This window comes from Streptomyces sp. cf386 (assembly GCF_900103585.1).
Taxonomy (GTDB): Bacteria; Actinomycetota; Actinomycetes; order Streptomycetales; family Streptomycetaceae; genus Streptomyces.
This window is the reverse complement of sequence record NZ_FNHV01000013.1, coordinates 207,429-231,202: the sequence shown is the minus strand read 5'-3', so window position 1 is coordinate 231,202 and position 23,774 is coordinate 207,429. Positions and strand designations below refer to the sequence as shown.

Annotated in this window: 20 protein-coding genes; 13 read left to right on the top strand and 7 right to left on the bottom strand. The window is 70.6% G+C overall.

Translation table 11 applies throughout. The features are described 5' to 3' along the window. The first annotated feature begins 243 nt into the window (after positions 1-243). From BLU79_RS31055 to BLU79_RS31000, 12 genes are all read left to right on the top strand, one after another. The gene (locus BLU79_RS31055) at positions 244-672 is read left to right on the top strand and encodes a VOC family protein (protein WP_093909258.1); all 429 of its coding nucleotides are present in this window, start codon (positions 244-246) and stop codon (positions 670-672) included. A 200-nt stretch (positions 673-872) separates the two neighbouring features. Next, entirely contained in the window at positions 873-1,790 is a 918-nt protein-coding gene (gene ltnD / locus BLU79_RS31050) for an L-threonate dehydrogenase (protein ID WP_093909257.1), read from the top strand. Position 1,791: 1 nt separating this feature from the next. Then, positions 1,792-3,090, top strand: coding sequence for a 3-oxo-tetronate kinase (gene otnK, locus BLU79_RS31045; RefSeq protein WP_093909256.1), 1,299 nt, complete (start codon positions 1,792-1,794; stop codon positions 3,088-3,090). Then, the gene (locus BLU79_RS31040) at positions 3,087-3,788 is read left to right on the top strand and encodes a class II aldolase/adducin family protein (RefSeq protein ID WP_177001246.1); all 702 of its coding nucleotides are present in this window, start codon (positions 3,087-3,089) and stop codon (positions 3,786-3,788) included. The genes otnK and BLU79_RS31040 overlap by 4 nt, the downstream gene beginning before the upstream one ends. A 50-nt stretch (positions 3,789-3,838) precedes the next feature. After that, on the top strand, positions 3,839-5,146 hold the full coding sequence (locus BLU79_RS31035) for an MFS transporter (protein WP_093909255.1): 1,308 nt from the start codon (positions 3,839-3,841) through the stop codon (positions 5,144-5,146). 33 nt (positions 5,147-5,179) lie between these two features. Then, positions 5,180-5,983, top strand: coding sequence for a 2-oxo-tetronate isomerase (gene otnI / locus BLU79_RS31030; RefSeq protein ID WP_093909254.1), 804 nt, complete (start codon positions 5,180-5,182; stop codon positions 5,981-5,983). Further along, entirely contained in the window at positions 5,980-7,026 is a 1,047-nt protein-coding gene (gene denD, locus BLU79_RS31025) for a D-erythronate dehydrogenase (protein WP_093909253.1), read from the top strand. The genes otnI and denD overlap by 4 nt, the downstream gene beginning before the upstream one ends. A gap of 10 nt (positions 7,027-7,036) precedes the next feature. After that, positions 7,037-7,789 (top strand): FadR/GntR family transcriptional regulator, encoded by a 753-nt coding sequence (locus tag BLU79_RS31020; RefSeq protein WP_093909252.1) that lies wholly within the window; start codon positions 7,037-7,039, stop codon positions 7,787-7,789. A 440-nt stretch (positions 7,790-8,229) separates the two neighbouring features. Beyond that, positions 8,230-9,606 carry a family 2B encapsulin nanocompartment shell protein gene (locus BLU79_RS31015; protein WP_093909346.1) on the top strand — a complete coding sequence of 459 codons (1,377 nt, stop codon included), beginning with the start codon at positions 8,230-8,232 and terminating at the stop codon, positions 9,604-9,606. Continuing rightward, positions 9,593-10,891: a cysteine desulfurase gene (locus tag BLU79_RS31010; RefSeq protein WP_093909251.1), complete on the top strand. Its 1,299-nt coding sequence runs from the start codon at positions 9,593-9,595 to the stop codon at positions 10,889-10,891. Before BLU79_RS31015 ends, BLU79_RS31010 begins: the two co-directional genes overlap by 14 nt. Before the next feature lie 186 nt (positions 10,892-11,077). After that, entirely contained in the window at positions 11,078-12,073 is a 996-nt protein-coding gene (locus BLU79_RS31005; protein WP_093909250.1) for an amidohydrolase family protein, read from the top strand. 104 nt (positions 12,074-12,177) lie between these two features. Further along, on the top strand, positions 12,178-12,759 hold the full coding sequence (locus BLU79_RS31000; protein WP_143052536.1) for a hypothetical protein: 582 nt from the start codon (positions 12,178-12,180) through the stop codon (positions 12,757-12,759). On the opposite strand, the gene BLU79_RS30995 is transcribed toward BLU79_RS31000, so the two are convergent. The 3 genes from BLU79_RS30995 to BLU79_RS30985 are packed head-to-tail and all read right to left on the bottom strand — an operon-like array spanning position 12,750 to position 17,568. Then, complete coding sequence (locus tag BLU79_RS30995) at positions 12,750-13,895, bottom strand: PP2C family protein-serine/threonine phosphatase (RefSeq protein ID WP_093909248.1); 1,146 nt, start codon at positions 13,893-13,895, stop codon at positions 12,750-12,752. The two genes, BLU79_RS31000 and BLU79_RS30995, sit on opposite strands and share 10 nt — an antisense overlap. Positions 13,896-13,903: 8 nt before the next feature. Next, on the bottom strand, positions 13,904-16,153 hold the full coding sequence (locus tag BLU79_RS30990) for an FUSC family protein (RefSeq protein ID WP_093909247.1): 2,250 nt from the start codon (positions 16,151-16,153) through the stop codon (positions 13,904-13,906). Further along, complete coding sequence (locus tag BLU79_RS30985) at positions 16,150-17,568, bottom strand: MFS transporter (RefSeq protein WP_093909246.1); 1,419 nt, start codon at positions 17,566-17,568, stop codon at positions 16,150-16,152. Before BLU79_RS30985 ends, BLU79_RS30990 begins: the two co-directional genes overlap by 4 nt. A gap of 248 nt (positions 17,569-17,816) precedes the next feature. On the opposite strand from BLU79_RS30985, the gene BLU79_RS30980 reads away from it, so the two are divergent. Beyond that, complete coding sequence (locus tag BLU79_RS30980; RefSeq protein WP_093909245.1) at positions 17,817-18,806, top strand: alpha/beta fold hydrolase; 990 nt, start codon at positions 17,817-17,819, stop codon at positions 18,804-18,806. A gap of 205 nt (positions 18,807-19,011) precedes the next feature. On the opposite strand, the gene BLU79_RS30975 is transcribed toward BLU79_RS30980, so the two are convergent. The 4 genes from BLU79_RS30975 to BLU79_RS30960 all read right to left on the bottom strand — a co-directional run bounded on the left by BLU79_RS30975 (position 19,012) and on the right by BLU79_RS30960 (position 23,747). Then, positions 19,012-19,854 (bottom strand): alpha/beta fold hydrolase, encoded by an 843-nt coding sequence (locus tag BLU79_RS30975; RefSeq protein WP_093909244.1) that lies wholly within the window; start codon positions 19,852-19,854, stop codon positions 19,012-19,014. 56 nt (positions 19,855-19,910) lie between these two features. Further along, the gene (locus tag BLU79_RS30970; RefSeq protein WP_093909243.1) at positions 19,911-21,080 is read right to left on the bottom strand and encodes a substrate-binding domain-containing protein; all 1,170 of its coding nucleotides are present in this window, start codon (positions 21,078-21,080) and stop codon (positions 19,911-19,913) included. A gap of 64 nt (positions 21,081-21,144) precedes the next feature. Next, positions 21,145-22,212: an ABC transporter permease gene (locus BLU79_RS30965; protein ID WP_093909242.1), complete on the bottom strand. Its 1,068-nt coding sequence runs from the start codon at positions 22,210-22,212 to the stop codon at positions 21,145-21,147. Then, positions 22,209-23,747, bottom strand: coding sequence for a sugar ABC transporter ATP-binding protein (locus BLU79_RS30960; protein ID WP_093909241.1), 1,539 nt, complete (start codon positions 23,745-23,747; stop codon positions 22,209-22,211). Before BLU79_RS30960 ends, BLU79_RS30965 begins: the two co-directional genes overlap by 4 nt. Positions 23,748-23,774: the final 27 nt, after the last annotated feature.

Below are 23,774 nucleotides of genomic sequence, written 5' to 3'. Positions count from 1 at the left end.
AGGACATCCCGGATTCTCCCGAGGGCAACTGACGCCGGACTGACGCACCGCTGACAGCACCCGATCGCGTAAAGTCGTCCGGGTGACTGCCGGGTCGGCCATGGGCCATTCACGAGTGAGGTTCCCGGTCTCGGCGTGAGCGCGCGGCGGGCAAGAGCCCCGCCCCCCTCCGAGTCCTTCCGAATGGCACCCGCATGCGGGCGCCCATCCCAGCGGATCCCAAGACCCGGAGACACACCACACATGCCGAACCAACAGCAGCACCCGTATGAATCCGAACTGCCGACGACTTCCGTCCAGTTGAACCACACCGTCGTCTACGCCAGGGACCGTCAACTGTCGGCCGAGTTCATGGCCGTGATCCTGGGCTTGAAGGTCGGCGCTCCCTTCGGGCCGTTCCTACCCGTCGACCTCGGCAACGGCGTGACACTCGACTACTACGAGAAGCGCGACGAGCCGATCCAGTCGCAGCACTATGCCTTTCTGGTGCCTGACGAGCAGTTCGACCACATGATCGGCCGTCTCGAAGCGGTCGCGGTCACCTACTACGCCGACCCCGGACACACCGAACCCGAGCAGATCAACCGCCTGTTCGGCGGTCGCGGCGCGTACTTCAACGATCCGGACGGCCACAACATGGAGATCATGACGCGGCCCTACGTGCGCCCCTAGCCGACGGCCCATCCGGCCTCGACGAACACATCTCCCGTCGTCCTGGCCCCGGGCTCACGCCCTGGGCCGGCGATGCGACCGAAGTCTCGACAATGTGACGCACATCACAGTACGCCAATCCGCGTCCTCAGGTCATCATATGACCTGATCTCTCCGAGAGAGTTGAGCCGACGCTCGGGACAACACAGACGAGGATGGGCATGGACGACCAGAACAAGCCCGAACGGCCGCGCGTAGGCGTGGTCGGACTGGGGGCCATGGGCCTCGGGATGGCCCACAGCCTGCGCACCGCGGGCTACGACGTCGGGGTCCACGACCTGCGAACGGATGTGGCCGCAGACTTCGCGCACGGCGGCGGCACGGCGTTCGCCTCCTGCGGGGAGCTGGCAGCCGCGGTCGATGTCCTGGTCAGCGTGGTGGTCAATGCGGCGCAGGTCGAGTCCGTGCTGTTCGGCGCGGATGGGGCGGCCGAGCGACTCCGCCCGGGCGCTGTCTTCGTGATGTGCTCCACGGTCGACCCGAACTGGTCCGCCGACCTTGAGGGACGCCTGGCCGAGAAGGGTGTGCTCTACCTGGACGCCCCCCTCTCCGGCGGCGCCGTTCGCGCGGCGGCCGGTGAGCTCACCATGATGACGTCGGGCTCTGAGGCGGCGTACGCCGTGGCCGACCCGGTACTGGAGGCCATGAGCAGCACCGTCTACCGCTTGGGAGACCGCGCCGGAATCGGCTCCAAGGTCAAGATCGTGAACCAGCTGCTCGCGGGCGTGCACATCGCCGCCGCCGCCGAGGCGATGGCCCTCGGCATCAAGGCCGGCGTTCCCGCCGAGGCGCTCTACGAGGTCATCACGCACAGTGCCGGCAACTCATGGATGTTCGAGAACCGCATGGCACACGTGATCGCCGGTGACTACACACCCCTTTCCGCCGTCGACATCTTCGTCAAGGACCTGGGACTCGTGCTGGACTCCGCCAGGCCGGAACGGTTCCCGCTCCCTCTCGCCGCCACCGCCCACCAGATGTTCCTCCAGGCATCGGCGTCCGGGCTGGGGGCCGAGGACGACAGCGCGGTCATCAAGATCTTCCCTGGCGTCGATCTGCCCAAGCCGGCGGAGGCCTGACATGGGAATCCGTCTCGGGTGCATCGCCGACGACTTCACCGGCGCCACCGACCTCGCCAACAACCTCGTACGCGCGGGCATGCGCGTGGTCCAGCTGATCGACGTGCCGTCGGTCGACTCCGAGCAGTCGGCCGACTCCGAACAGGCGGTGGACGCGGACGCGGTGGTCATCGCCCTCAAGTCGCGGACCGTCCCGGCCGCCGACGCCGTCGAAGCGTCCCTCCGGGCCCTCGCCTGGTTGCGCTCCATGGGCGTCGAGCAGATCTACTTCAAGTACTGCTCCACCTTCGATTCGACACCGGCCGGCAACATCGGGCCGGTGACCGAGGCGCTGATGGACGCTCTGGGCACCGACTTCACGATCGCGACGCCCGCGTTCCCCGACAACGGGCGCACGGTCTTCAAGGGCCACCTCTTCGTCGGCGACGTGCTGCTCAGCGACAGCGGCATGCGCCACCACCCGCTCACCCCGATGACCGACTCCAACCTGGTCTCCGTCCTCGGCGCGCAGACCACGCGAGCAGTCGGCCTCGTCGATCACACGGTCGTCGCCGGCGGGCCCGAGGCGATCAAGGCCCGCATCGACGCCCTGCGCGAAGACGGCGTCGGGATCGCCGTCGCCGACGCCTTCTCCAACGACGACCTCGTGCGCCTGGGCGCGGCGGTCAAGGGGCTGCCCCTGGTGACCGCCGGCTCGGGGCTGGCCATCGGTCTGCCCGCGAACTGGGGGTTCAAGCCCTCCCCCGCCGCCGCGCAGTTGCCGCCGCCAGGCGGCCACCGGGCCATCGTCTCGGGATCGGTCTCCGTGGCCACCAACCGTCAGGTCCTTCAGTACCTGCGCAGTGCCCAACCCGCGTTCAGCGTGGATCCGTTGCGCGTGGCGGCCGGTGAGGACGTGGTCGGGCAGGCCCTGTCCTTCGCCGAGTCGCACCTGGACGACGGGCCGGTCCTCGTCTACTCCACCGAGTCGGCCGACACCGTTCGCACCGTCCAGGGCCGGCTCGGAGCCGCCGAAGCCGGTGAGCTCGTGGAGCGGACGCTGGCCCGCGTCGCACAGGGACTCGTGGAACGGGGTGTCCGCCGACTGGTCGTAGCTGGCGGTGAGACCTCGGGTGCGGTCGTCCAGGCGCTCGGTATCACCGGGCTCCGGATCGGGCCGCAGATCGATCCCGGTGTGCCATGGTGCGCGGCGGCCCTTCCCGGCGGAGAGACGCTTCACATCACGCTCAAGTCCGGCAACTTCGGCGGCCCCGACTTCTTCACGTCCTCGTTCGCCCTCCTGGACGAGGAGGCCGGATGACCCAGCACCGGGACGCCACGGAGGCAGAGGCAGTACACGACGTGGCCGTCGACGCGGCGCGCAACGAGATCGTCCGCGTGGGCACGAGCCTGTTCGCCCGGGGCTACGTCCATGCCAGCGCCGGCAACATCAGCGCCAAGGTCGGCGACAGCCATCTGATCACTCCCACCGACGCCGCCCTGGGGTTCCTCGAACCCGGCCGCCTCGCGCTGGTCGACTCCCGTGGGGAGCAGATCGCCGGTGACCGCGCCAGCAAGACCCTGACGCTCCACCGACGTATCTGTGCCGCCGACCCCACCGCCCGGTTCGTCGTCCACACCCACTCCACGCACCTGGTCGGGCTCAGCCTGGCCGGCGTGTGGAGCGACGACGACGTGCTGCCGCCCATCACGCCGTACTACGTGATGAAGGTCGGCCACGTCCCGCTCATCCCCTACCACCGGCCCGGCGACCCGCGCGTGGCCGACCTGGTGACCGCCAAGATCGCCGACCGCGCGGCGAACCGTACGCCCATCAGAGCCGTACTGCTCGACCGGCTGGGCCCCGTCGTCTGGGGCCCGGACGCGGCCACCGCCCTCGCCGTCCTCGAAGAACTCGAGGAGACGGCACGTCTCTGGCTCCTGACCGACCGTCGCCCCGAGCCGCTCCCCCATCACGCGCTCGACGAACTGAGGTCCACGTTCAACGCCGCGTGGTGACCCGCTCCCCGCCTGTCAGAGAATTCCCCTGAGCCGCACAAAGGATCGCCATGTCGATGCCCATATCGGCGTCCGAAATCCCCGACGTCGCCCGTGAGAACGCCGTCTTCCGCAAGGTCGTCAGACGTATCGTCCCCTTCCTCGTCCTCTGCTACGTCGTGTCCTACCTGGACCGGGTCAACGTCGGCTTCGCGAAGCTGCAGATGTCCGACGACCTCGGGTTCAGCGAGGCGGCGTACGGCCTCGGCGCCGGCCTGTTCTTCATCGGCTACTTCCTCTTCGAGGTCCCCTCGAACCTGATGCTGCAGCGCATCGGGGCCCGCACCTGGATCGCCCGGATCATGATCAGCTGGGGCCTGGTCTCGGCGTCGTTCGTGTTCGTCAGCAACGAGGTGACCTTCTACGTCCTCCGCTTCCTCCTCGGCGCCGCGGAGGCGGGGTTCTACCCGGGGGTGATCCTGTACTGCACCTACTGGTTCCCGTCCCACCGTCGTGCCCGGGTGATCGCACTCTTCATGTCGGCGATCCCGGTGGCCGGCATCTTCGGCAATCCGCTCTCCGGCTGGATCATGGACCGGTTCCAGGGTGTGAGCGGCTGGCAGGGCTGGCAGTGGATGTTCCTGCTGGAGGCGATCCCCGCCGTCCTCATCGGTGTGGCCACCCTGTTCTACCTGGACAACAGTGTGCGCGCCGCGAAGTGGCTCACCGACGAGGAGAAGGCCGTTGTCGAGCGGGCGATCGCCGAGGACGCCGCGCACCAGACCGTGCACGGCCGGGTCTGGGACGCCTTCCGTGAGCCCAAGGTGTGGCTGATGTGCCTCATCTACTTCTGCTTCGTGATGGGCCAGTACGCCCTGACCTTCTGGATGCCCACGTTCATCGAGTCCACCGGAATCGAGGGCAACCTCGCGATCGGCGTGCTCAGCGCCGTGCCGTTCCTGGCTGCGCTCGTCACGATGAACCTGTTCGGACGTTCGGCGGACAAGCGCCGCGAGCGACGCTGGCACCTGGTCGTGCCCAGTCTCATGGGCGCCGTCGGCTTCTCGCTGGCGGCCGGCTGGGCCGGGTCCACCGTGCTGTCCCTGGCCGCGCTGTCCTTCGCCGCGGCCGGGGTGCTGACCTGCGCGCCGCTGTTCTGGTCACTGCCCACCGCGTTCCTCGGCGGCACCGCCGCCGCGGTCGGTCTCGCCGCGATCAACTCGGTGGGCAACCTCGCCGGCTTCGTCAGTCCCTACATGATCGGCGCACTGAAGGACGCCACCGGCTCGACATCGCTGCCGATGTACGTCCTGGCGCTCAGCCTCGTCGTGGGCGCCGCCGCGGTGCTCACCACCAACAAGCAGGTCGTCAACCGCTGACCGGGCCCTCCCGGTCCCCACCCAGGAGCCAGCATGCCGAGGTTCGCAGCGAACCTGTCCATGATGTACACCGAGCACGACTTCCTCGACCGCTTCGCCGCGGCCTCGGCCGACGGCTTCACCGCCGTCGAGTACCTCTTCCCCTACGCCTACGACGCCACCAAACTGCGCCAACGACTCGACGACCACGGCCTCGGGCAGGTGCTCTTCAACGCGCCTCCCGGGGCGTGGGAGTCCGGAGAACGCGGGACGGCTGCGCTGCCCGGCCGCGAGGCGGAGACGCGCTCCGGGATCGCCCGGGCACTGGAGTACGCCGCCGCGCTGGACTGCCCGCGGGTGCATGTGATGGCCGGGCTCGTACGGCCGGACGTGACGCCGAAGGAACTGGCCGAGCACCGTGACACCTACCTGGCCAACCTCGCCTGGGCCGCCGAGCGAGCCGTCGCGGTGGGCGTCGACATTCTGGTCGAGCCGATCAACGGCCGCGATATGCCGGGCTACTTCCTGTCCCGGCAGGCGCAGGCCCACACGGTGGTGCGGGACGTGGGAGCCCCGAATCTCAAGGTGCAGCTGGACCTCTACCACTGCCAGATCGTCGAGGGCGACCTGACCACGACCCTGCGGCGCGACCTGCCGACCGGCCGGGTCGGTCATCTGCAGATCGCGGGCGTACCCGACCGCCACGAGCCCGACCGCGGCGAGCTCAGCGTGGGCCACCTGTTCGGCGTCGTCGACGACCTGGGATTCGACGGGTGGATCGGCTGCGAGTACAACCCCCGCGCCGGCACGAGCGAGGGTCTCGGCTGGCTGGACGACTACCGAGGAGACAACGCATGAGGATCGTCATCACGGGTGGCTTCGGCTTCCTGGGACGACAGCTCACCGGCACGCTGCTCGCGACGCGGACGTTCCGTGGTGCGCCGATCGACCGCCTGGTGCTCGCCGACCGGTTCGTCCCGGCCGAGTCGCAGACGGCGTCCGACCCGCTCGTGGAGATCGTGCAGGGCGACCTGATCGACCGCCTCGACGAGGTGTTCGCGGAGCCGGTGGACGTGCTGATCCACCTCGCCGCCGCCGTCTCGGCCGAGTGCGAGGCCGACTTCGACCTCGGCATGAGCGCCAACCTGGACACCACCCGCGCCCTCCTCGAAGCCGCCCGGGCACAGTCGGCCGCCGGTGGACCGACGCCGCGCGTGGTGTTCTCCAGCAGCGTGGCGGTCTACGGTTCCGACCCGGCGCTGCCCCTCCCGTCCGTGGTCAGCGAGTCGACCCTGCCCACGCCACGATCGAGCTACGGGATCCAGAAACTCGTCTGCGAGCAGTTGGTCGCGGACTACACCCGCCGGGGTTTCGTCGACGGACGCGTCGCCCGTCTGATGACCGTCTCGGTGCGACCCGGCAAGCCGAACGCGGCCGCCTCCGGCTTCCTGTCCGGCATCATCCGCGAGCCGCTCGCGGGCCTCCCGGCGATCTGCCCCGTACGCCCCGACCTACGGGTGGCCCTGGCCTCGCCACGACGCACGGTCGAGGCGATCCTGCGCATCGCGGAAGTCGAACGCGGCACGGGGCGGGGACGGCTCGACGGCAGGCTGCCGGTCAATCTGCCGGCACTCACGGTCTCGGTCGCCGAGATGCTGGCCACGCTGCGCCAGGTGGCGGGCGACGCCGTGGCCGATCTGGTGACGATCACGCCCGACCGTGACATCGAAGCCATCGTGGGCTCGTGGCCCTCCGTCTTCGACAACACACGCGCCGCCGCACTCGGGCTGGAGTCCGACCCGAGCTTCGAATCGGTGGTACGGGACTACCTCGCCGACCACCCAGCGGCGGTCCTGGCCGGGCCGCCGCTCGCAGCAGGACAGCCGGACACGGGTCTATAGACTGAAGACCATGTTTTCCAAGGTGCCCGGTCCCGTCCGGCTTGCGGATCAGGTCGCCTCGACGCTCTCGGAGGAGATCGAGTCGGGGCGACTGGCCGAGGGCGACCGGCTGCCGACCGAGGTGGAGCTGGTCAAGCAACTGGGTGTCAGTCGCACGGTGGTGCGCGAGGCCCTCTCCAGGCTCCGCAACGCGGGCCTGATCGAACCGCGCCAAGGTATCGGCGTGTTCGTCCTGCCCCGGCGTACGCGCCCGCTCGACCTCGAGGCCGAGGCCGCCGACACCAAGGCAAAGGTGCTGCAGATCGTGGAGGTACGCCGCGCCATGGAGGGCGAGGCGGCCTATCTCGCAGCCACCCGGGCCACGCCCCGCGACATCGCGCGGATGCGTCAGGCTCTGGACGCGATCGACTCGGCGGTCGCGGCCGGCGGCGACGGCGTGGACGAGGACCTCGCCTTCCACCGGTCCATCGCCGAGTCGACCGGAAACACGGTCATGGTCTCAACGGTGCGGTACCTGGGTGACGTGCTGCGCAGCGGTATCCGCATCACCCGCGCGAACGAGGCACGCCGGAACGACTTCATCGAAGCGGTCCGGGAAGAACACCACGCCATCCTCGACGCCATCGAAGCCGGCGACGCCCGAGCCGCACACGCCGCCGCGCGCCGCCACATGAAACACGCCGCCGCTCGGCTCCGGGACGCGGACGACAGCTTCTGGACCGAGACCGAGGACCTCGAAGTGGATCTCGACGCCGCTCCCTGACGCAGGCCCGGCCTGCTGCCCCAAGGCTCCGAGCATCCGACTGTCCGAGCATCCGAGTGTCCGAGTGTCCGAGTAATTGCGGATTCAGATAAATACGGCTCGACGAGGGGTCATATAAGCACTCCTTTAAGAATCCAAAAGCTGTGATACGGGGCCAAATCTGGTCGTCTGCAGCCGATTTGACGGAGCGTCAGTCCACCCGTCGTCGCTCCGCCCGGAGCACCGTCCCGGCGGCCCTCGCCCTTGCTGGAACGGCCTGTCGACGTCCACGGTGTGGCGCGCCCGCCCCGCCCCGCGTCGAGCGTTTCCGGCCCGGGCCCTGCCCGAACGTGTCCTACGCGTCTTGTGGGAGCCGGTTGCCGCCTGCACGATCGGCCTCGCTCGTAGGGAACCGATCCCGGAGCAACCCAGTCGAGGAGACCCCTGTGACGACCGATCGCATGAGCCTCAGCCCCGAGGCCGCCCGGCAACTCGCGACGACCACCAAGACGACACCCCAGATGCGCGGTATCACCCCGCGCTATCTCCTGCGCGCCCTTCCTTGGGTCGATGTCGAATCGGGTGTCTACCGCGTCAACCGACGCCGCACCTACGTCCTGGGCGACGACCGCATCAGCACCCACACCGACACGGGAAGTCCTCGCGTCATCCCCGGCGACTTACGCGAGATCTCGTATCTGCGCGAGTCCGACGACGCGACAGTCGACCAACTGGCCGACGCCTTCAGCGAGATGAGCTTCGAGGCCGGGCAGGTCCTCGTTCAGGAGGGCGACACCGCCGAGCATCTCTGGGTGATCGTCCGGGGGCGCGCCGAGAAGCGGGCCGCCGGGCGATACGGCGACGAGGCGCTGATCCAGGTCATCGGCGACGGGCAGTACTTCGACCTGGACGCGTGGACCAGGCGCGAGCCCATGCCGTACGCCGTCAAAGCCGTCACCGCCGGTGTCGCCCTGCGAGCCGATCGTTCCGCCCTGGCCGGGCTCATGGAGCGCGACGAGGCGCTGCGCGGGGCGGTCGAGTCGTACGCGGCGGGCGACATGCCGGCACCCGGCAGCGAGGCGCCCATCGATCTGAGCGGCGGTCATGTGGGCGAGGTCGACCTGCCGGGCACCTACGTCGACTACGAGGACGCGCCTCGCGAGTACCACATGACGCTCGCCCAGACCCGGATGATGGTGCACTCCCGCGTCGCCGACCTCTACAACGGGCCGATGGACCAGACCCGGACCCAGGCCAACCTGACCATCCAGGCCCTGCGCGAACGGCAGGAGAACCTGATGCTCAACCACCCCGACTTCGGGCTCTTCCACAACGTCCCGGCCGGTCAGCGCGTGCAGGCGCGCACCGGCGCTCCCACCCCCGACGACCTGGACGAGCTGCTCACGAAGGTGTGGAAGCAGCCGGCCTACTTCATCGCCCACCCCAGGGCGATCGCCGCGTTCGGGCGCGAATGTACGCGGCGGGGGGTGCCCCCGGTGACGGACAGCAGGTTCGGCAGCCCGCTGCTGACCTGGCGGGGCGTGCCGCTCCTGCCCTCCGACAAGGTGCCCTGCCCGGGTGGCTCGGGCGATGCCGTCGGCACCACCGAGATCCTGCTGATGCGGATCGGCGAGGCCGAGCAGGGCGTGGTGGGGCTGCGCCCCGCGGCCGTGCCGGACGAGGTCGAACCCGGCCTGTCCATGCGGAACATGGGCATGGACCAGAAGGGCATCACGTCCCACCTGATGACGGCCTACTTCAACACCGCCGTGCTGGTCGACGACGCCATCGCCGTACTCCAGAACGTCGAGGTGTCCAAGTACCATGACTACGCCTGACGTCACGGCGTGGTCGACGCCGACAGCGGTGCCACCGGCCGATCCCTCCGTGCAGCTGCGCCAACCGGGCGGGTTCACCGCCGAGTCGGTGCGCAAGGACTTCCCGATCCTGCACCGGACCGTCAACGGCCACCCCCTCGTCTGGCTCGACAACGCCGCCACCACGCAGAAGCCGCGTCAGGTCATCGAAGCGCTCACCGCGTACTACGGCGCCGCCAACTCCAACATCCACCGCGGAGCCCACACCATGGCCCGGGAGGCAACCGAGGCGTACGAGGAGGGGCGGGCGGCCGTCGCCGACTTCCTCGGCGCCCCGAGCCCGGACGGCGTCGTCTTCGTGCGCGGCACCACGGAGGCCGTCAACCTCGTGGCGCAGACGTGGGGCAGGGCCAACCTCGGGCCCGGGGACGACATCCTGGTGCCCGTCCTCGAACATCACTCGGACATCGTGCCGTGGCAGATGATCGCCAAGGAGACCCGGGCCAGGCTCGTACCGGTCCCGCTCACGCCGGCCGGGGAGATCGACCAGGACGCGTACGCCGATCTGCTCTCCGCGCGCACCCAGCTCGTCGCGATCAGCCACGCCTCGAACGTCCTGGGCACCGTCCCACCCGTCAAGGAGATGACGGCACTCGCCCACCGCTACGGCGCCAGGGTCCTGGTGGACGGCGCCCAGGCCGTCGCTCATTTCCCGGTCGACGTACAGGACTTGAACGCGGACTTCTACGCGTTCTCGGGCCACAAGCTGTTCGCACCGACCGGCATCGGCGTCCTGTACACGAAGCCGGACCTCCTCGCCGACATGGCTCCGTGGCAGGGCGGCGGCAACATGATCGAGTCCGTGGACTTCGCCAGGACCACCTTCGCTGCCGCCCCGCACAGACTGGAGGCCGGTACCGGACACATCTCCGGAGTCATCGGACTGCTCGCCGCCGTGAACTGGCTGACGTCCCTCGATCGCGAGGCGGTCGCTGCATACGAGGAAGGGCTGATGTCGTATGCGGTCCAGGTCCTGGCCACGGTGCCCGGGCTTGAGCTGATCGGCTCGTCACCCCACCGGATCGCGGTGCTCACCTTCACGCTCGCGGGGCAGGACCCTGCCACCGTCGCCGACTGGCTCGACCGCGAGGGCATCGAGATCCGCGCCGGTCACCACTGCGCCCAACCAGCCCTCGCCCACTACGGGTTGGAGTCGGCGGCGCGCGCCTCACTCGCGCTCTACAACACGTTCGAGGAGGTGGACCAGCTCGTCGCGTCGTTGCGCAGGCTGCAACAGAGCGCCTGACAACGGGAGTGGGGATTCAGCGATTCAGCCGGGGTCCGTACGGCCGTATGGGCCCTACGGACCCCGGCTCCGGCACCGTCCGCAAAGAGGGCCCGCCGCCCCTCCGATAGAGGGAATGGACATGCCCGGATAGCATCCAATTGTGCCGAGATGTCGAGATGCGGCATGCGAGGAGGCCTGACCGGCATGGCAGACCCGCAACGTACACATTCCGTACGGCCCGACACGCAGCGTATCGACGTCCACCAGCACGTCATCCCGCCCGCCCACAGCCGCGCCATCGCCGCCCGTGCCGCGGCTGTCAGCTGGCCCGCACCGGCGTGGGACGAGCAGAGCGCGATCGCCATGATGGACCGGCGTTCGATCGACACCGCGGTGCTGTCCTACGCCGCGCCGCTCGCCGGCCCGGACGACCCCGCCGCAGCACGCGAGACGGCCCGCAGCGTCAACGAGTACACGGCCGAGCTGGTCAAGAACCGGCCCGACCGATTCGGCCACTTCGCCGCCCTCCCGCTGCCCGACGTCGACGGCGCGCTCGCCGAGGCAGCACACTCCCTGGACGAATTGAACGCCGACGGAGTCATGATCCTGTCCAACGCCCACGGCCGCTACCCGGGCGAGGAGGCGTTCGAGCCGTTGTGGGCCGAACTCGATGCCCGCTCCGCCGTCGTCCTCGTCCACCCGACGGCGCCCCCGGGCGCTCCCTTGCCGCAAGTCCCCCCTCCGCTGGCGGACTTCCCCTATGACACCACCCGCGCCGCCCTGCACATGACCGTGCGCGGCGTACTGCGCCGGTACCCCCGGGTTAAGGTGATCCTTCCCCACGCGGGCGGCTTCCTGCCGTACGCCGCCTCCCGCTTCGCCCTCGCGGCGCTTCTCCCTCACACCCCGGACACAGTCCCTCAAGTTCCCGCGACCCCCGAGGACTTCGTCGCCGATCTGCGCCGCTTCTACTTCGACACCGCCATCTCCCCCGGCCTCGCCACCCTCCCCTGTCTGCTCGCCTTCGCCGCCCCCGGCCACATCCTGTACGGCAGCGACTACCCCATGCTGCCCGAGGACTGGAGCACCGGCTTCGACACGGCACTCGACACCTATCCCTCCTGGAATCCCGGCCAGTTGCACGCCATCAACCGCGGCAACGCCGAACACCTCATCCCGCGCCTCGCCCTTGCGCCGTAGGCAGCGAAGCGCAGGGAATACGAGTTCGTTTCTTGGGCCGCCATCGGCTGTTGCCGCCCGTGTCGTTGTGCGGACGGCCACAGCCGACTGACAGGATGCCCCCCATGACGAACAGCCGATCGATAACCTACGCGCGGATTGCCGAAGTTCTCACGGGCCTCGGGATGATTTCCGAGGAGATGGCTGGGCGGGTCCTGGACGAGTTCGCCGAGTACGCGAACGAGCCGATCGAGCGAGGCCATGAAGTCGCCGGTGCCCTCGAGTCCTTCGAGGTGGCTGTTTCCATCCACTCCGATGACGTCGACTTCGCCGACGCGCACTACGAATGGCTCCTGAACGAGGCCGCGGCCCTCACCGGAGGCAGAGTCACCGTCTCCAACTACCGCTTCGCGAAAAGCAACCCGGACGACGAGGACTGCGGCCTGGGGACGATGCACTTCGAATGCAACGGCAAGCCGCTCTCGTTCGGCGTCGAGCAGGAGTCGAACGACTACCTCGACATGGGATCAGCACGGCAGGCGATCGAAGCGCTCAGCCACCACGACGACCCCTGGGAATTCCGCTGCGTCGCGCAGGAGGGCCCACAACTCGACGACGACATCATGGTCCTTGCCTCCTCCGAGCAGCGGGAGGGTCTTCGCCGGCACCTGGGCATCACGTTCGAACCTCCGTTGGGTCAACGCTGACCCGACGCCAGCCGTTTCCGGCCGGGTGACACGGTGTCCACGGCAAGCGCGAGGACGGCCCGGTCGTCCTCGTCGGACTGCGTGGACCAGCGTTCCGAGTCGGTCCGCACGAAGGACACGACCGTCTCCGGGTCGGGGGCGCATGCGCCGCAGAAGCGTTCACCGAGCCGCTCCAGGACCGGATAGAAGACACCGTCCGCGTCCCGTGCCTCGCTCACCCCGTCCGTGTGCACGACCAGCACCTCCGACGGATCGAGCCGGTGCACCGTCGTGTCCTCCCCGTCCGGCGCCAGGGTGCCGAGCCCCAGGGGCAGGCCGGGCGCCGTGACCAGCAGCCGGCTGCCCTGCGGGCCTACCACCAGCGGCGTGGGGTGGCCGCGGTCGACGATCCGGACCTCGCCGCCGTGCGGCGGGAACTCCAGTACCAGCGCGGTCACGAACAGCTCGGGGTCGCCGTCGTCGCCGGCCGGGCTGTTGTGGGCGATGCTGAGCTCCAGTCGCCCGGCCAGCGCGCTCAGGCTCTGCCACTCGTGGGCCGACACCCGGAAACTGCCCAGCACCGCCGCGACCGTCTGCACCGCGTCCAGCCCTTTGCCGCGGACGTCGCCGATGATCGCCCGCACCCCGAAGGGGGTCTCGCACACGTCGTACAGATCCCCGCCGACGAGCGTGCCGCCCTCCCCGGCCTCGTAGAACCCGGCGGCGCGTACGGGGCCGAGCTTGCGCGGTACGGGGCGCAGCAGGGTCCGCTGCATGGCCTCGGCGACCGAGTTGGCCCGGATCAGATGCTGCCGGGTCCGCTCCCGCTGCGACGCCAGCGCGACACTCGCGATACCGATCAGGGCCGTGGCGACATACATCGCGACATGGTGCTGCTCGTCGAAATGCCCCGGACGTCGGGCCGCCATCCACATCTGCAACCCCAGACAGACCACCGTCGACATCGCGGTGCCGCGCGGGCCGCGGGTCGCTGCGGCGAGCGGCGGTACCGCGATCAGCATGAAGCTCACCGGTTCGCGGCCTCTGACGATCAGTTCGGCCGCCACATCGACGAGCACCGCCGCCAACGGCAGCCACCACACCCACCCTCGCGCGGAGGGAGGTCGAAGCTCGGAGCGTGGGTTCCGATCGGACACGGCGCGCCCTACCTTCCCGGGTCTGCGGGGCCGGACACCGAGCCTGCGGTGCCGGTGGCCGGCGTACCGCGTACCGCCCCTCGGAGCGCCTCGGGAAGCCCCGCCTCGATACGGGCGAGCTGGCAAGCGAGGCTGCGCAGCCACAGGTCGAGGTCGACCAGCGCGGGCAGTGCCCGCCCGGTCGGCTCCGGGGACATCGCCCCTGTCCCCGGCCGCGGTTGCGAGGACACCTGCTCTGTTCCGGGCCGCTGCGGACGGTCGCCGCCGCACAGGGCGGCCAGCCGGTCGGTGGTCTCGACAAGGGTGTTGGCGCCTGCACGTGCCCGCTCGGTGTCCTCGGGGGGCAGGGCGGTCGTGGGCAGGTCGAAGCGTGGCAGCCACTGGGCGCCGAGCAGGACGTGGTGGGCCGTGATCAGCACGGCGTGCCAGTCGGCGCGCGCCGTCGCGCTGCTCCCCGGTTCGCTGCGGAACTGGGCGTAGGCGGACTCCGCCAAGCGCAGCCGGTGCAGAGCGGGCAGCGTCGGCGGGGCGGGGGCCGAGCCGGGCGGCACGGCGGCCAGCATCTCGACCGTGCCCTTGATCAGCGGGCCGCACTCCCGCAGCAGCCCCGCCATGGTTCTGCGTACCTCCGTGCGGGCGCCGGCCGGCCAGGCCAGCATCGCGCACAGCAGACCGATGGCGCTGCCGGTCACCACGTCCACGATCCGCGCCTCGGCCAGCCTCCAGGACGCCGGGGCGATCTGGGCGAACGCCGTGGCCACGACGAGCGTGAACAGTCCCTGCGCCCAGGCGAGCCCGAGCAGCGGCCCGAGCGCGAAGGCGATCAGCATGGCCGGTGCCAGGATCGCCGCGTACGCCTCGGTGTGCCGGCCGAGGCCGATGAGCAGGGCGCCCGCCGCGACCGCGCCCACGAGGTTGCCGGTGACGGCCCAGCGGATGGCCTTCCAGGTCTCCACGACCGTGGTCCGGCTCAGTGTCAGCACCGCCAGCAGCACCCAGAAGCCGTGGGTCAGGTCGAGCGAACCGGCCACGAGGCGGGCGGCGGCCAGGGCCACGGCGATCCGTACGGCGTTCTGGAACTGGACCGAGCGCAGCGTCATGTTGCCGGTGATCCGGCGCACCCACAGCCGGGGCGTGGCGGCCCCCGTGTACCAGAAGAGCTCCCGTGGCTCGATCGGCGGGGTGCGCCGCCCGCCGAGGCCGACCCGTACGGAGATCTCCAGGATGCGCGCCGACTCGGCGACGGCCAGCAGCGCCGCCTGCCGACGCAGTACCGCCACCGGCGGTACCTCCCCCGCGGCCCCGGTCGCCTGCCGCAGGCGGATCTGCTGGAAGTGGTCGATGGCCTTGTCCATCCGCTGCGGGCCGGGAACGGCCCGGCCCGTGCGCAGGGACGCGACGGTCGCGTCACACAGGGACACGACCTGCGGCAGCAGAGACCCGGACGCCGTGTCGGGACGGCCCATGTCGTTGCGCCCCCTGCCGCGTTCCCCGTCCCCTTCCCCTCCCCCGGCGCCGTACCGGACCAGTTCACGGAATTCGCCGGTCTCGGTCAGATGGGCCAGTTGCTCGAGGAGCCGACGAGCGGCGGACCCCGCCTGGGCGAGGCCGCGGGCCGCGCGGCCCGGGCCCGCGGGGCGCTCCGCGGGCGGGATGTTCGACAGCCGCAGCCGCGCACCGGTCTCCCGCAGGGCCTGCGGGGAGCGGTCGCCGCGCCCGGCGATGGTGTCGCCCGCCGTCGCCAGGGCGTCGGCGAGGATCGTCCGGTACGTCGTCGTCGGCGGCTGTGGCAACAGGAGCAGTTCGCACAGCGCCAGCACCACCACTCCGAAGGTGAGCCCCGCCAGCCGCAGCCACAGGGTCTGGGGCTCGTACGGCGGGAAGCAGGCCAGGATGTAGAAGAGCTGGAGTCCCGGCGCCGCCCCGGCCGGTCGTGGGCCCGCGATCGCCGCGAAGGCGAGGAGGAATCCCACGACGAGCATGCCGAGCACCGCCGCCCACGTCCGCACCGCCAGCACGGTCCCCAGCGCCACCAGCAGAAGGCCCACGGGCAGCGCCTTCAGCATCACCTCGGCCCGCTGCCGTCCGGACCCGGGGATCGGGGACAGCAGACCGAGGGAGATCGGCGCGAACAGGGAGTACAGCGCCAGCACCGGTTCGTCGAGCCCGTACACGAAGGTGTAGAAGCCCGCGGACGCGGCGAGCGTCACCCGCACCGCCCGGTGCAGGATCCGTGTGCGCTCCGCTCCGCCCGTCACGGCAGGCGCCCGCCACGTGGCGTCCCCGAGCCGAGCGGCGGGACCCTGCCGAGGACCACCAGCCGATGGCGTACGGCCATGACGACGACGGAAGCCGCCAGGATCACCCCGCCTCCGAAGCGCAGGATCGCGTCGTACGCGGCCTCCGGGGTGCGCTCCGGCACCATCGCCGTGATCGCGGCCGCGGCACCCGCCAGCGCGACGCCGCCCAGCGTGACCAGGAACGTCAGCAGCACGCCCGAGGCCTCGCCGGCCCGTTCGGGCGCCACGACCTGCTGGGTGGCCGCGCTGGCGAAGGTCCAGCCCAGGCCGAGGCCCAGTCCGCACCAGGCGAACACCGGGACGTACAGCCACCAGGCCGTCACGGTGCTGAGCGCGATCATGCCCGTGCCGGCGACCGCCCCGGCCAGCGCCATCACCGACGTCGGCCGCATGTGCCCGGACAGCCTGGCGCCGAGCGGCCCGCTGAGCGCCACGAGCACGGCGGGCGCCAGGAAGACCAGGCCCGCGTCGAGCGGTGACAGCCCCCGTACCTGCTGGAGGTACAGCGTCGAGACGAAGACGGTGACGGCGTAGCCCATGTTGGTGACGGTTCCGGTACCGGTCACCAGGACGTACGGCGTGTTGCGAAAGAGCCGCAGGTCGACGAGCGGATGCGGAGTGCGCCGCTCCCGTCGCAGGAACAGCGCGCCCGCCACGGCGGCGATCGTCAGCAGGATCAGCGTGCGGGCGTGGTCCCAGCCCCAGGCGCTGCCCCGTTCGACGGCCAGCGTGAGCGCCGCCAAGCCGCACACGATGGTCAGGCAGCCGGCCAGGTCGAGCTGGCGTGGGGCCGTCGGATCGCGGGAGTCGGGGACGTACACGTACGCCACGATCAGTGCCAGCACGCTCAACGGCGCGAGGAGCCAGAAGATCCAGCGCCAGCCGGGCCCCTCGGTGAAGCCTCCGCCGACGAACGGCCCCAGCGCCGTGCCCACGTTGGCGATCCCGAACACCGCGCCCAGCGCACGGGCCCGGCTCGTGTCCGGGAAGGCGTTGCTGATCACGGAGACCGACACGGGGAAGACGAAGCCCGCCCCGATGCCCTGCACGATCCGTGCCCCGACGAGCAGCCAGAGCCCCGGCGCCAGCGCGCAGCCGACCGACCCGGCCGCGAACAGCGCCGTACCGGCGAGCAGGGCGCCCCGGCGTCCGAAGACGTCGCCGACCCGGCCGCCCACGATGAAGCAGCAGCCGATGGAGAGCATGTACGCGGACAGCGTCCACTGGGCGGCCGACGCGGTGACGCCGAATTCGTCGGCGATTCCGGGGACGGCCAGGTTCAGCGCGAAGAAGTCGAGCTGGATGCAGAACAGGACGACCGCCACCGCGATGAAGGCTCCGGTCCGCGCGGCCGACGAAGACTCAGCGCGCATGAGCACGTTCCTCTCGGGCCGACGCGCCGACGCGGCGTCGTGGCCGGCCGGACATGCGATCCACTGCCCATTGTCGGCCGACGCCGTTCGGACCGCAGCCCGACGGTTCCGGAGAGTTGCCGAATCGGCAAACGCGTTCGTCTTCCCGGCACGGTCCTCCGCATGATCGGCGTTGAGGCATCGGAACGACGGCAAGGGGCCGTCAGCGCGCACAGCGGAGCAGAGCACAGGGTCCCGGAGGAGGGCGCATGTCGCAGCAGCACGTCGCGGAACTCACACATCGGTCGGTTCCATCGCCGGCCGGTCGGATTCACGTGGTGGAGCAGGGGCGCGGGCCGCTGGTGCTGCTCGTCCACGGCTTCCCGGAATCCTGGTATTCCTGGCGCCACCAACTGCCCGTGCTCGCGGCGGCGGGATACCGCGCGGTCGCCATCGATGTCCGCGGCTACGGCCGCTCCTCCAAGCCGGCCGACACGGCGGCGTACCGGATGCTCGACCTGGTGGCGGACAACGTCGCGGTGGTGCATGCCCTCGGCGAGGAGTCGGCGGTGGTCGTCGGCCACGACTGGGGCGCGGCCATCGCCGCGAACTCCGCCCTGCTCAGGCCGGAGGTCTTCCGCGCGGTGGGGCTGCTCAGCGTTCCCTACACACCGCGCGGCGGCCCCCGCCCCACGGAGGCCTTCGCCCGGCTGGGCGGCGACGAGGAGTTCTACGTCTCCTACTTCCAGGAGCCCGGCCGTGCCGAGGCCGAGATCGAACCCGATGTGCGCGGCTGGCTCACGGGCTTCTACGCGGCCCTGTCCGCCGACACCATGCCCGCACCCGGCGCTCCCGATCCGCACTTCGTCAGCCGGGGCGGGACGCTGCGCGACCGCTTCCCCACCGGCCGAACGCCCGCCTGGCTCAGCGACGAGGACCTCGACGTCTACGCCGGGGAGTTCGAACGGACCGGCCTGACCGGAGCGCTCAACCGGTACCGGAACATGGACCGCGACTGGGAGGATCTCGCCGCCTTCGACGGCGCCCCCGTCACCCAGCCGTCCCTGTTCATCGGCGGCACACTCGACGCATCAACGACATGGCTGGCCGACGCGATCACGGCATACCCGGTCACACTGCCGGGCCTGATCTCCTCCCACCTCCTCGACGGCTGCGGCCACTGGATCCAGCAGGAACGCCCCGAGGAGATCAACCGCCTACTGACCGACTGGCTCGCCGCCCTCGGCCTGCCCGAGTGACGCTCATGCGGCGCACTTCTTGACATACTCGACCTTGGTCGGCCCCTCGCTCTCAAGCCGATCCCCGCGCCGCCATCCGCACGCCACATAGAACGAGTTGGCCGCAGCGTTGTCCGCGAAGCTCTCCAGCCGGTCGGTGGCACTCGGGGAGGTGTGGTCCAGCCGTCACGGAGATCCCAGCTCTGACGGGGGCGGGCGCCTGATCCTAACCGCCCCCGTGCGATTGCTGGAGGAAGGTCATTAGAGCTGCCGTGAGTTCGGCAGGTGCGTCCTCTTGGACGAGGTGGCCCGCACCGGCGATCGGCTCGAGCCGCGCGCCTGGGATGCGTGCGGCGAGTTCCTGTCCTCTGGCCATGGGGATCCAGGTGTCGTCCTGGCCCCAGCACACCAGCGTCGGGAAGCCGATCTCGCCGTAGCGATCCTGCACTTCGTCGGTGTAGAGCTGGTCGGCCTGGGCGATCTGCCGGTAGAAGGCCGGTTGGCCGAGGTCGCCGAGCCAGGGCTGGACGAGCCGGTCGAGGACGGTCGGGTGCAGACCGGGGCTGCTGGCCGAACTGATGTACTCGCGCACCAGAGCGCGGTGCAGTGCGGGCGGCAACTGCTCGAAGACCGCGGAGTGTTCGCCGACGAGCCGGAAGAACGGGGAGCCCCACGGGGCCAACGCGATCGTGTCGACCAGCGCGAGGGCACGGTAGCGGGCCCCGTGCAGCAGATGCGCCCGCAAGGACACGGCACCACCGAAGTCGTGGGCGACCACCAGCGGTTCCTCAAGGCCCCAGTGCGCCAGCAACTCGGTGAAGACCCTGCCCTGGGCGGCCAGGGAGACATCCTGGCCGGCGGACTTCTCCGATGCCCCGTATCCGGGCATGTCCCACACGAACACCTGGTAGCGGCGGGCGAGCGCGCGGGCGACAGCACGCCAGACATACGAGGAGAAGGGTGTGCCGTGCAGGAGCACGACCGGATCCTGGCCGGGTTGGCCGAGGCTGCCCCAGCGGACACCGCCCGACGTACTGCGGAACGTCTCGGACAGCTGCCATTCACTCACGGGTGCTGTTCCTCTCACTCGTGTCTGAGCCCTCTGCCGACCCAGCGGATGCCCTTCTACTTGCCCCAGATCTTCCGGTATCCCTCCCGGTAGCCCGATGGATCCCAGGTCGTTGCCCCCTCGCTGTTGTCGGCCGTGGTGATGTGGACGGGGGCCACGTATCCGCTGGCGGGCCGGTCGGCGAAGGCGCGGTTGAACTCGTCGACGATCTGCCAGCCCTGCTGGGACAGCGGCTCGGGCACGGTGGCGGCCTGGTACTGCCTGCTGTTGATGCGCTGGAAGGCGGAGGGGTCTCCGTCGCCGGCGCCGATGTTGAACGGTGGGCCGGAGCCTTTCTCCCCGGCCGCGCGGAACGCGGGTGCCGCGTCGGCGAAGTAGAGGTCGTTGATGGCGACGGAGTGGGTCCACCGGTTCTGGAAGCGGGAGAGGAGAGAGGCGATCACCTGGGGGGTGCGGCTGCTCGCGTCCGGGATCGGGATGTTCTCGTATGCCAGCAGCTTCACGCCCGGGCAGGTGGCGAGCCCTTTCCTGATCAGTTCGGACTTGTTCTTGGCGAAGGGGATCGAGGCGTCGGTGATGAGCACGGCGCCGGCCCGGCCGCCCGAGTCGGCGATGATCCATTGGGCGCTGATGGCGGCGACGTCCTCGACCCGGGTGGTGACGTTGGTGAAGAGCTCGGGCCGCCGGCTGGGCCCGGGGGCCGGGACGGCGTGCCAGCCGATGAGGGGGATGCCTGCCGCGTCGGCCCTCGAGACCTGCTGCGAGGTCGAGTTGGGGTCGAAGCCCCCGATGACGATGCCCGAGGGCCTGACGGCCACGGCCTGGCTCATGGCCGCCTGGATGCCGGCCGGGGTACCCCCGCCGTCGATCACCCGGACGTTCCAGCCGATGACCCGCGCCGCTTCCCGCACCCCCTTCGCGGCGCCGGCGACTCCGGGGTTGGTCATGGTCTGGGCGACGTAGGCGATGGTCTTGCCGGGCTCGGCCGTAGGGCCGGTGGTCGGCCCGTTCCAGGAGACGTCGGTCTCCTCCGCGCGGCTGACAGCGGCCTGGGCCCGGGTGTGGGCCGCGGGGCAGCCGCTCGGGCCCCCGGTGGACTCGTCCGGCCCGCTCTCCGAGCCGCGTTCGCAGCCGGCGAGGACGGTTGCCGTCGCGAGCAGGGCGCAGGCGGTGAGCCGAACCTGGTGGACGCCGGTGGTGGCCTTGCGGCTGCCGTTGCGGTGCACGAGAGCTCCTCACGGAGTCAGGGGCGGGAGGACGCCACCGGGCGGGGGGTGCCCGTGGCGTGGGTCAGGGAGCGGTGCCGGTGGGGCCGCCGTCCTGCGTCGGGGTGGACGGTGGCTCCGGCGGCTCGGCGGGTGAGTCGCGGGCGGATACGGCGCCGGTACGCAGTCGGCGGCGGGCGGCGTAGCCGGCCAGGCCTACGGCGAGAAGCAGGGTGCCGCCGTGGAACAGCGGAACCGTCCAGAAGTCGGCGCCCATTTGGCCGATGCCGGTGAGACCGACGGCCAGGACCGCGACGGCGACGACGGTGCCCAGGGCGTTGGGCCGGCCGGGTTTGATCGCGGTGGCGCCGAGCAGCGCGCCGGTGAAGGCGGGCAGCAGGTAGTCGAGGCCGACGCTGGGGTTGCCGATCTGCTGCTGGGCCGCGAGCAGCACACCGGCGAAGCCGACGATCAGTCCTGACGCGGTGAACGTGTAGACGGTGTATCTGCGGGTGGGGATGCCGATCAGGTCGGCGGCGCGCGGGTTGGACCCGATGACGTACAGGTACCGGCCGAGCGGCAGCCGTTCCAGCACCAGCCAGAGGGCGGCCGCGAGCGCGAGCACGTAGAACGCGGGGACCGGCAGGCCCAGGAACGTGGAGTCGTAGAGGTCGGTGAAGGCGGCCGGGAGGCCTTGCGGCCCGGGGACGATCCGGCCGCCGTCGGTGACCCATCCGGTGACGGCGTACAGCATGCTGCCGGTCCCGAGGGTGGCGATGAAGGAGTCGATCCGGCCGAACACGACGATGACACCGTTGAGGATGCCGACGACCGCCCCGCCGATGATCACCGCGAGGCAGGCGAGCGGCCAGGGCCACCGGTCGTTGACGATGAGCTGGAGCACCATGACGTGGGCGAGGCCGAGGCCGTAGCCGATCGAGAGATCGAAGGCGCCGGTGACGATGGGGACCATGGCGGCGAGCGCGAGGACCGCCGGGATGGACTGGTTGGACAGGATCGAGTCGACGGTGTCCAGGGTGGGAAACGTACGCGGCAGGGTGAGGGAGAAGATCAGGAAGAGCAGGCCGGTGAGGGCCGGCAGGCCGTACGCGCCGATGAGGTGCCCGCCCGGGCCGCGCAGCGAGGGGGTCATGGGTTCGTCGCGGTTCCGGAGGGTGGCATGGCCGAAGCCGACCGGGTGAGCCCGGCGACGGTGAGGGCCGGGCCGCTCAGTTCGGCCGTCACGGACCCGCCGACGAAGACGAGGGCGCGCCGGCACGCGTCGGCGACCTCCTCGAAGTCGGTGGAAATGAGCAGGACCGCGAGGCCGGCGGCCAGCGCCTCGTCGAGCAGCCGGTGGATCGCGGCCTTGGCTCCCACGTCCACGCTCGCGGTCGGCTCCTCCAGGATCAGCAGGCGCAGGCCCACCCGGAGCCAGCGGCTGAGCATCACCTTCTGCTGGTTGCCGCCGGACAGGGTGGCGATGGGGGCCTCGCTGTCGCGGGGCCGCACCGAGAACCGTTCGATGAGGGTGGTGGCCTCGGCGCGTTCGCGGCGGGGGCTGATCCACCGGCGGGCAGGCGGGCTGCCCGCACGGGGGTTGGCCAGGAGGTTCTCCCGTACGGTCAGTTCGGCGAGGCAGCCCTCCCGCTGCCGGTCCCCCGGCACCAGGCCGACACCGAGGTCCACGGCGTCCGTGACCGTGCGAGGGCGGTACGGCCGGCCGCCCAGGAGCACCGTCCCGTCGACGATGGGCCGGGCGCCGGCGAGGGCCCGGCCCAGGTCCATGTGTCCGGCGCCCGAGAGGCCGACCAGGCCCAGGGCTTCGCCGGCCTTGAGTTGCAGACTGACCGGTCCCGCGCCGGCGGTCCGTACGCCGTCGAGCGTCAGGACGGCGGGGCCGTCGGCAGGGATGCGGGCGGGGTGGCGGTCCGTCAGTTCCTCGCCGACGATGTCGTGGACCAGGCGGGCGGGGCTGTGGCCCGCGAGCGGGCCGTGGCTGACGAGGCGCCCGTCGCGCAGAACCGCGAAGGTGTCGGCCACCTGGTACACCTCGTCCAGACGGTGGCTGACGTAGAGGATGCCGTGCCCCCGGTCGCGCAGGGCGTGCAGGACGCGGAAGAGCCGGGCGCAGTCCGCGGCGGGGAGGCGGGCGGTCGGCTCGTCGAGGACGATGAGCTTCGCCCGTGCCGCCAGGGCTCGGGCGATGGCGACCAGGGAGCGTTCGGTGGGGGCGAGGTGGGCGATCGGTGCGTCGGGGTCGAGATGTGCGGCGACGATCCTCAGGGCGTCGGCGCTGTGCTCGCGGGTCCGACGCCAGGAGATCAGTCCGGCGCGGCGCGCGTACCCGGTGTTCAGGGCGATGTTCTCGGCGACCGTCATCCACTCCACGAGACCGAGGTCCTGGTGGATGAAGGACATGCTGTGCGATGCGGCATGACTTCCGAGTGGGTGCCCGTCCACGGTGATCTGCCCCGCGTCGGCGTGGTGGACGCCGGAGAGCACCTTGATGAGCGTGGACTTTCCGGCACCGTTGGGGCCCAGGAGGGCGAGGACGCTGCCGGCGTGGACGTCGACGTCGACCCCGGCCAGCGCGATGGTGCCACCGAACCTTTTACGGAGCCCGCGGATGCGGACCAGAGGCTCCGCTCCAGAGGGCCGGATCGTCACGTTCTTCCCGACTTTCATGAGAGACACCAGCGGAACAGATCATGA

Excerpts from the sequence above, each read along its gene's own strand:
- BLU79_RS31000 (WP_143052536.1), top strand. The coding sequence starts at position 12,178 with ATGACGAACAGCCGATCGATAACCTACGCGCGGATTGCCGAAGTTCTC.
- otnK (WP_093909256.1), top strand. The coding sequence starts at position 1,792 with ATGGGAATCCGTCTCGGGTGCATCGCCGACGACTTCACCGGCGCCACC.
- BLU79_RS31005 (WP_093909250.1), top strand. The coding sequence starts at position 11,078 with ATGGCAGACCCGCAACGTACACATTCCGTACGGCCCGACACGCAGCGT.
- BLU79_RS31010 (WP_093909251.1), top strand. The coding sequence starts at position 9,593 with ATGACTACGCCTGACGTCACGGCGTGGTCGACGCCGACAGCGGTGCCA.
- BLU79_RS30985 (WP_093909246.1), bottom strand. The coding sequence starts at position 17,568 with ATGCGCGCTGAGTCTTCGTCGGCCGCGCGGACCGGAGCCTTCATCGCG.
- BLU79_RS31055 (WP_093909258.1), top strand. The coding sequence starts at position 244 with ATGCCGAACCAACAGCAGCACCCGTATGAATCCGAACTGCCGACGACT.
- BLU79_RS31015 (WP_093909346.1), top strand. The coding sequence starts at position 8,230 with ATGAGCCTCAGCCCCGAGGCCGCCCGGCAACTCGCGACGACCACCAAG.
- BLU79_RS31035 (WP_093909255.1), top strand. The coding sequence starts at position 3,839 with ATGTCGATGCCCATATCGGCGTCCGAAATCCCCGACGTCGCCCGTGAG.
- denD (WP_093909253.1), top strand. The coding sequence starts at position 5,980 with ATGAGGATCGTCATCACGGGTGGCTTCGGCTTCCTGGGACGACAGCTC.
- BLU79_RS31040 (WP_177001246.1), top strand. The coding sequence starts at position 3,087 with ATGACCCAGCACCGGGACGCCACGGAGGCAGAGGCAGTACACGACGTG.
- otnI (WP_093909254.1), top strand. The coding sequence starts at position 5,180 with ATGCCGAGGTTCGCAGCGAACCTGTCCATGATGTACACCGAGCACGAC.
- ltnD (WP_093909257.1), top strand. The coding sequence starts at position 873 with ATGGACGACCAGAACAAGCCCGAACGGCCGCGCGTAGGCGTGGTCGGA.
- BLU79_RS30960 (WP_093909241.1), bottom strand. The coding sequence starts at position 23,747 with ATGAAAGTCGGGAAGAACGTGACGATCCGGCCCTCTGGAGCGGAGCCT.
- BLU79_RS30980 (WP_093909245.1), top strand. The coding sequence starts at position 17,817 with ATGTCGCAGCAGCACGTCGCGGAACTCACACATCGGTCGGTTCCATCG.
- BLU79_RS31020 (WP_093909252.1), top strand. The coding sequence starts at position 7,037 with ATGTTTTCCAAGGTGCCCGGTCCCGTCCGGCTTGCGGATCAGGTCGCC.
- BLU79_RS30965 (WP_093909242.1), bottom strand. The coding sequence starts at position 22,212 with ATGACCCCCTCGCTGCGCGGCCCGGGCGGGCACCTCATCGGCGCGTAC.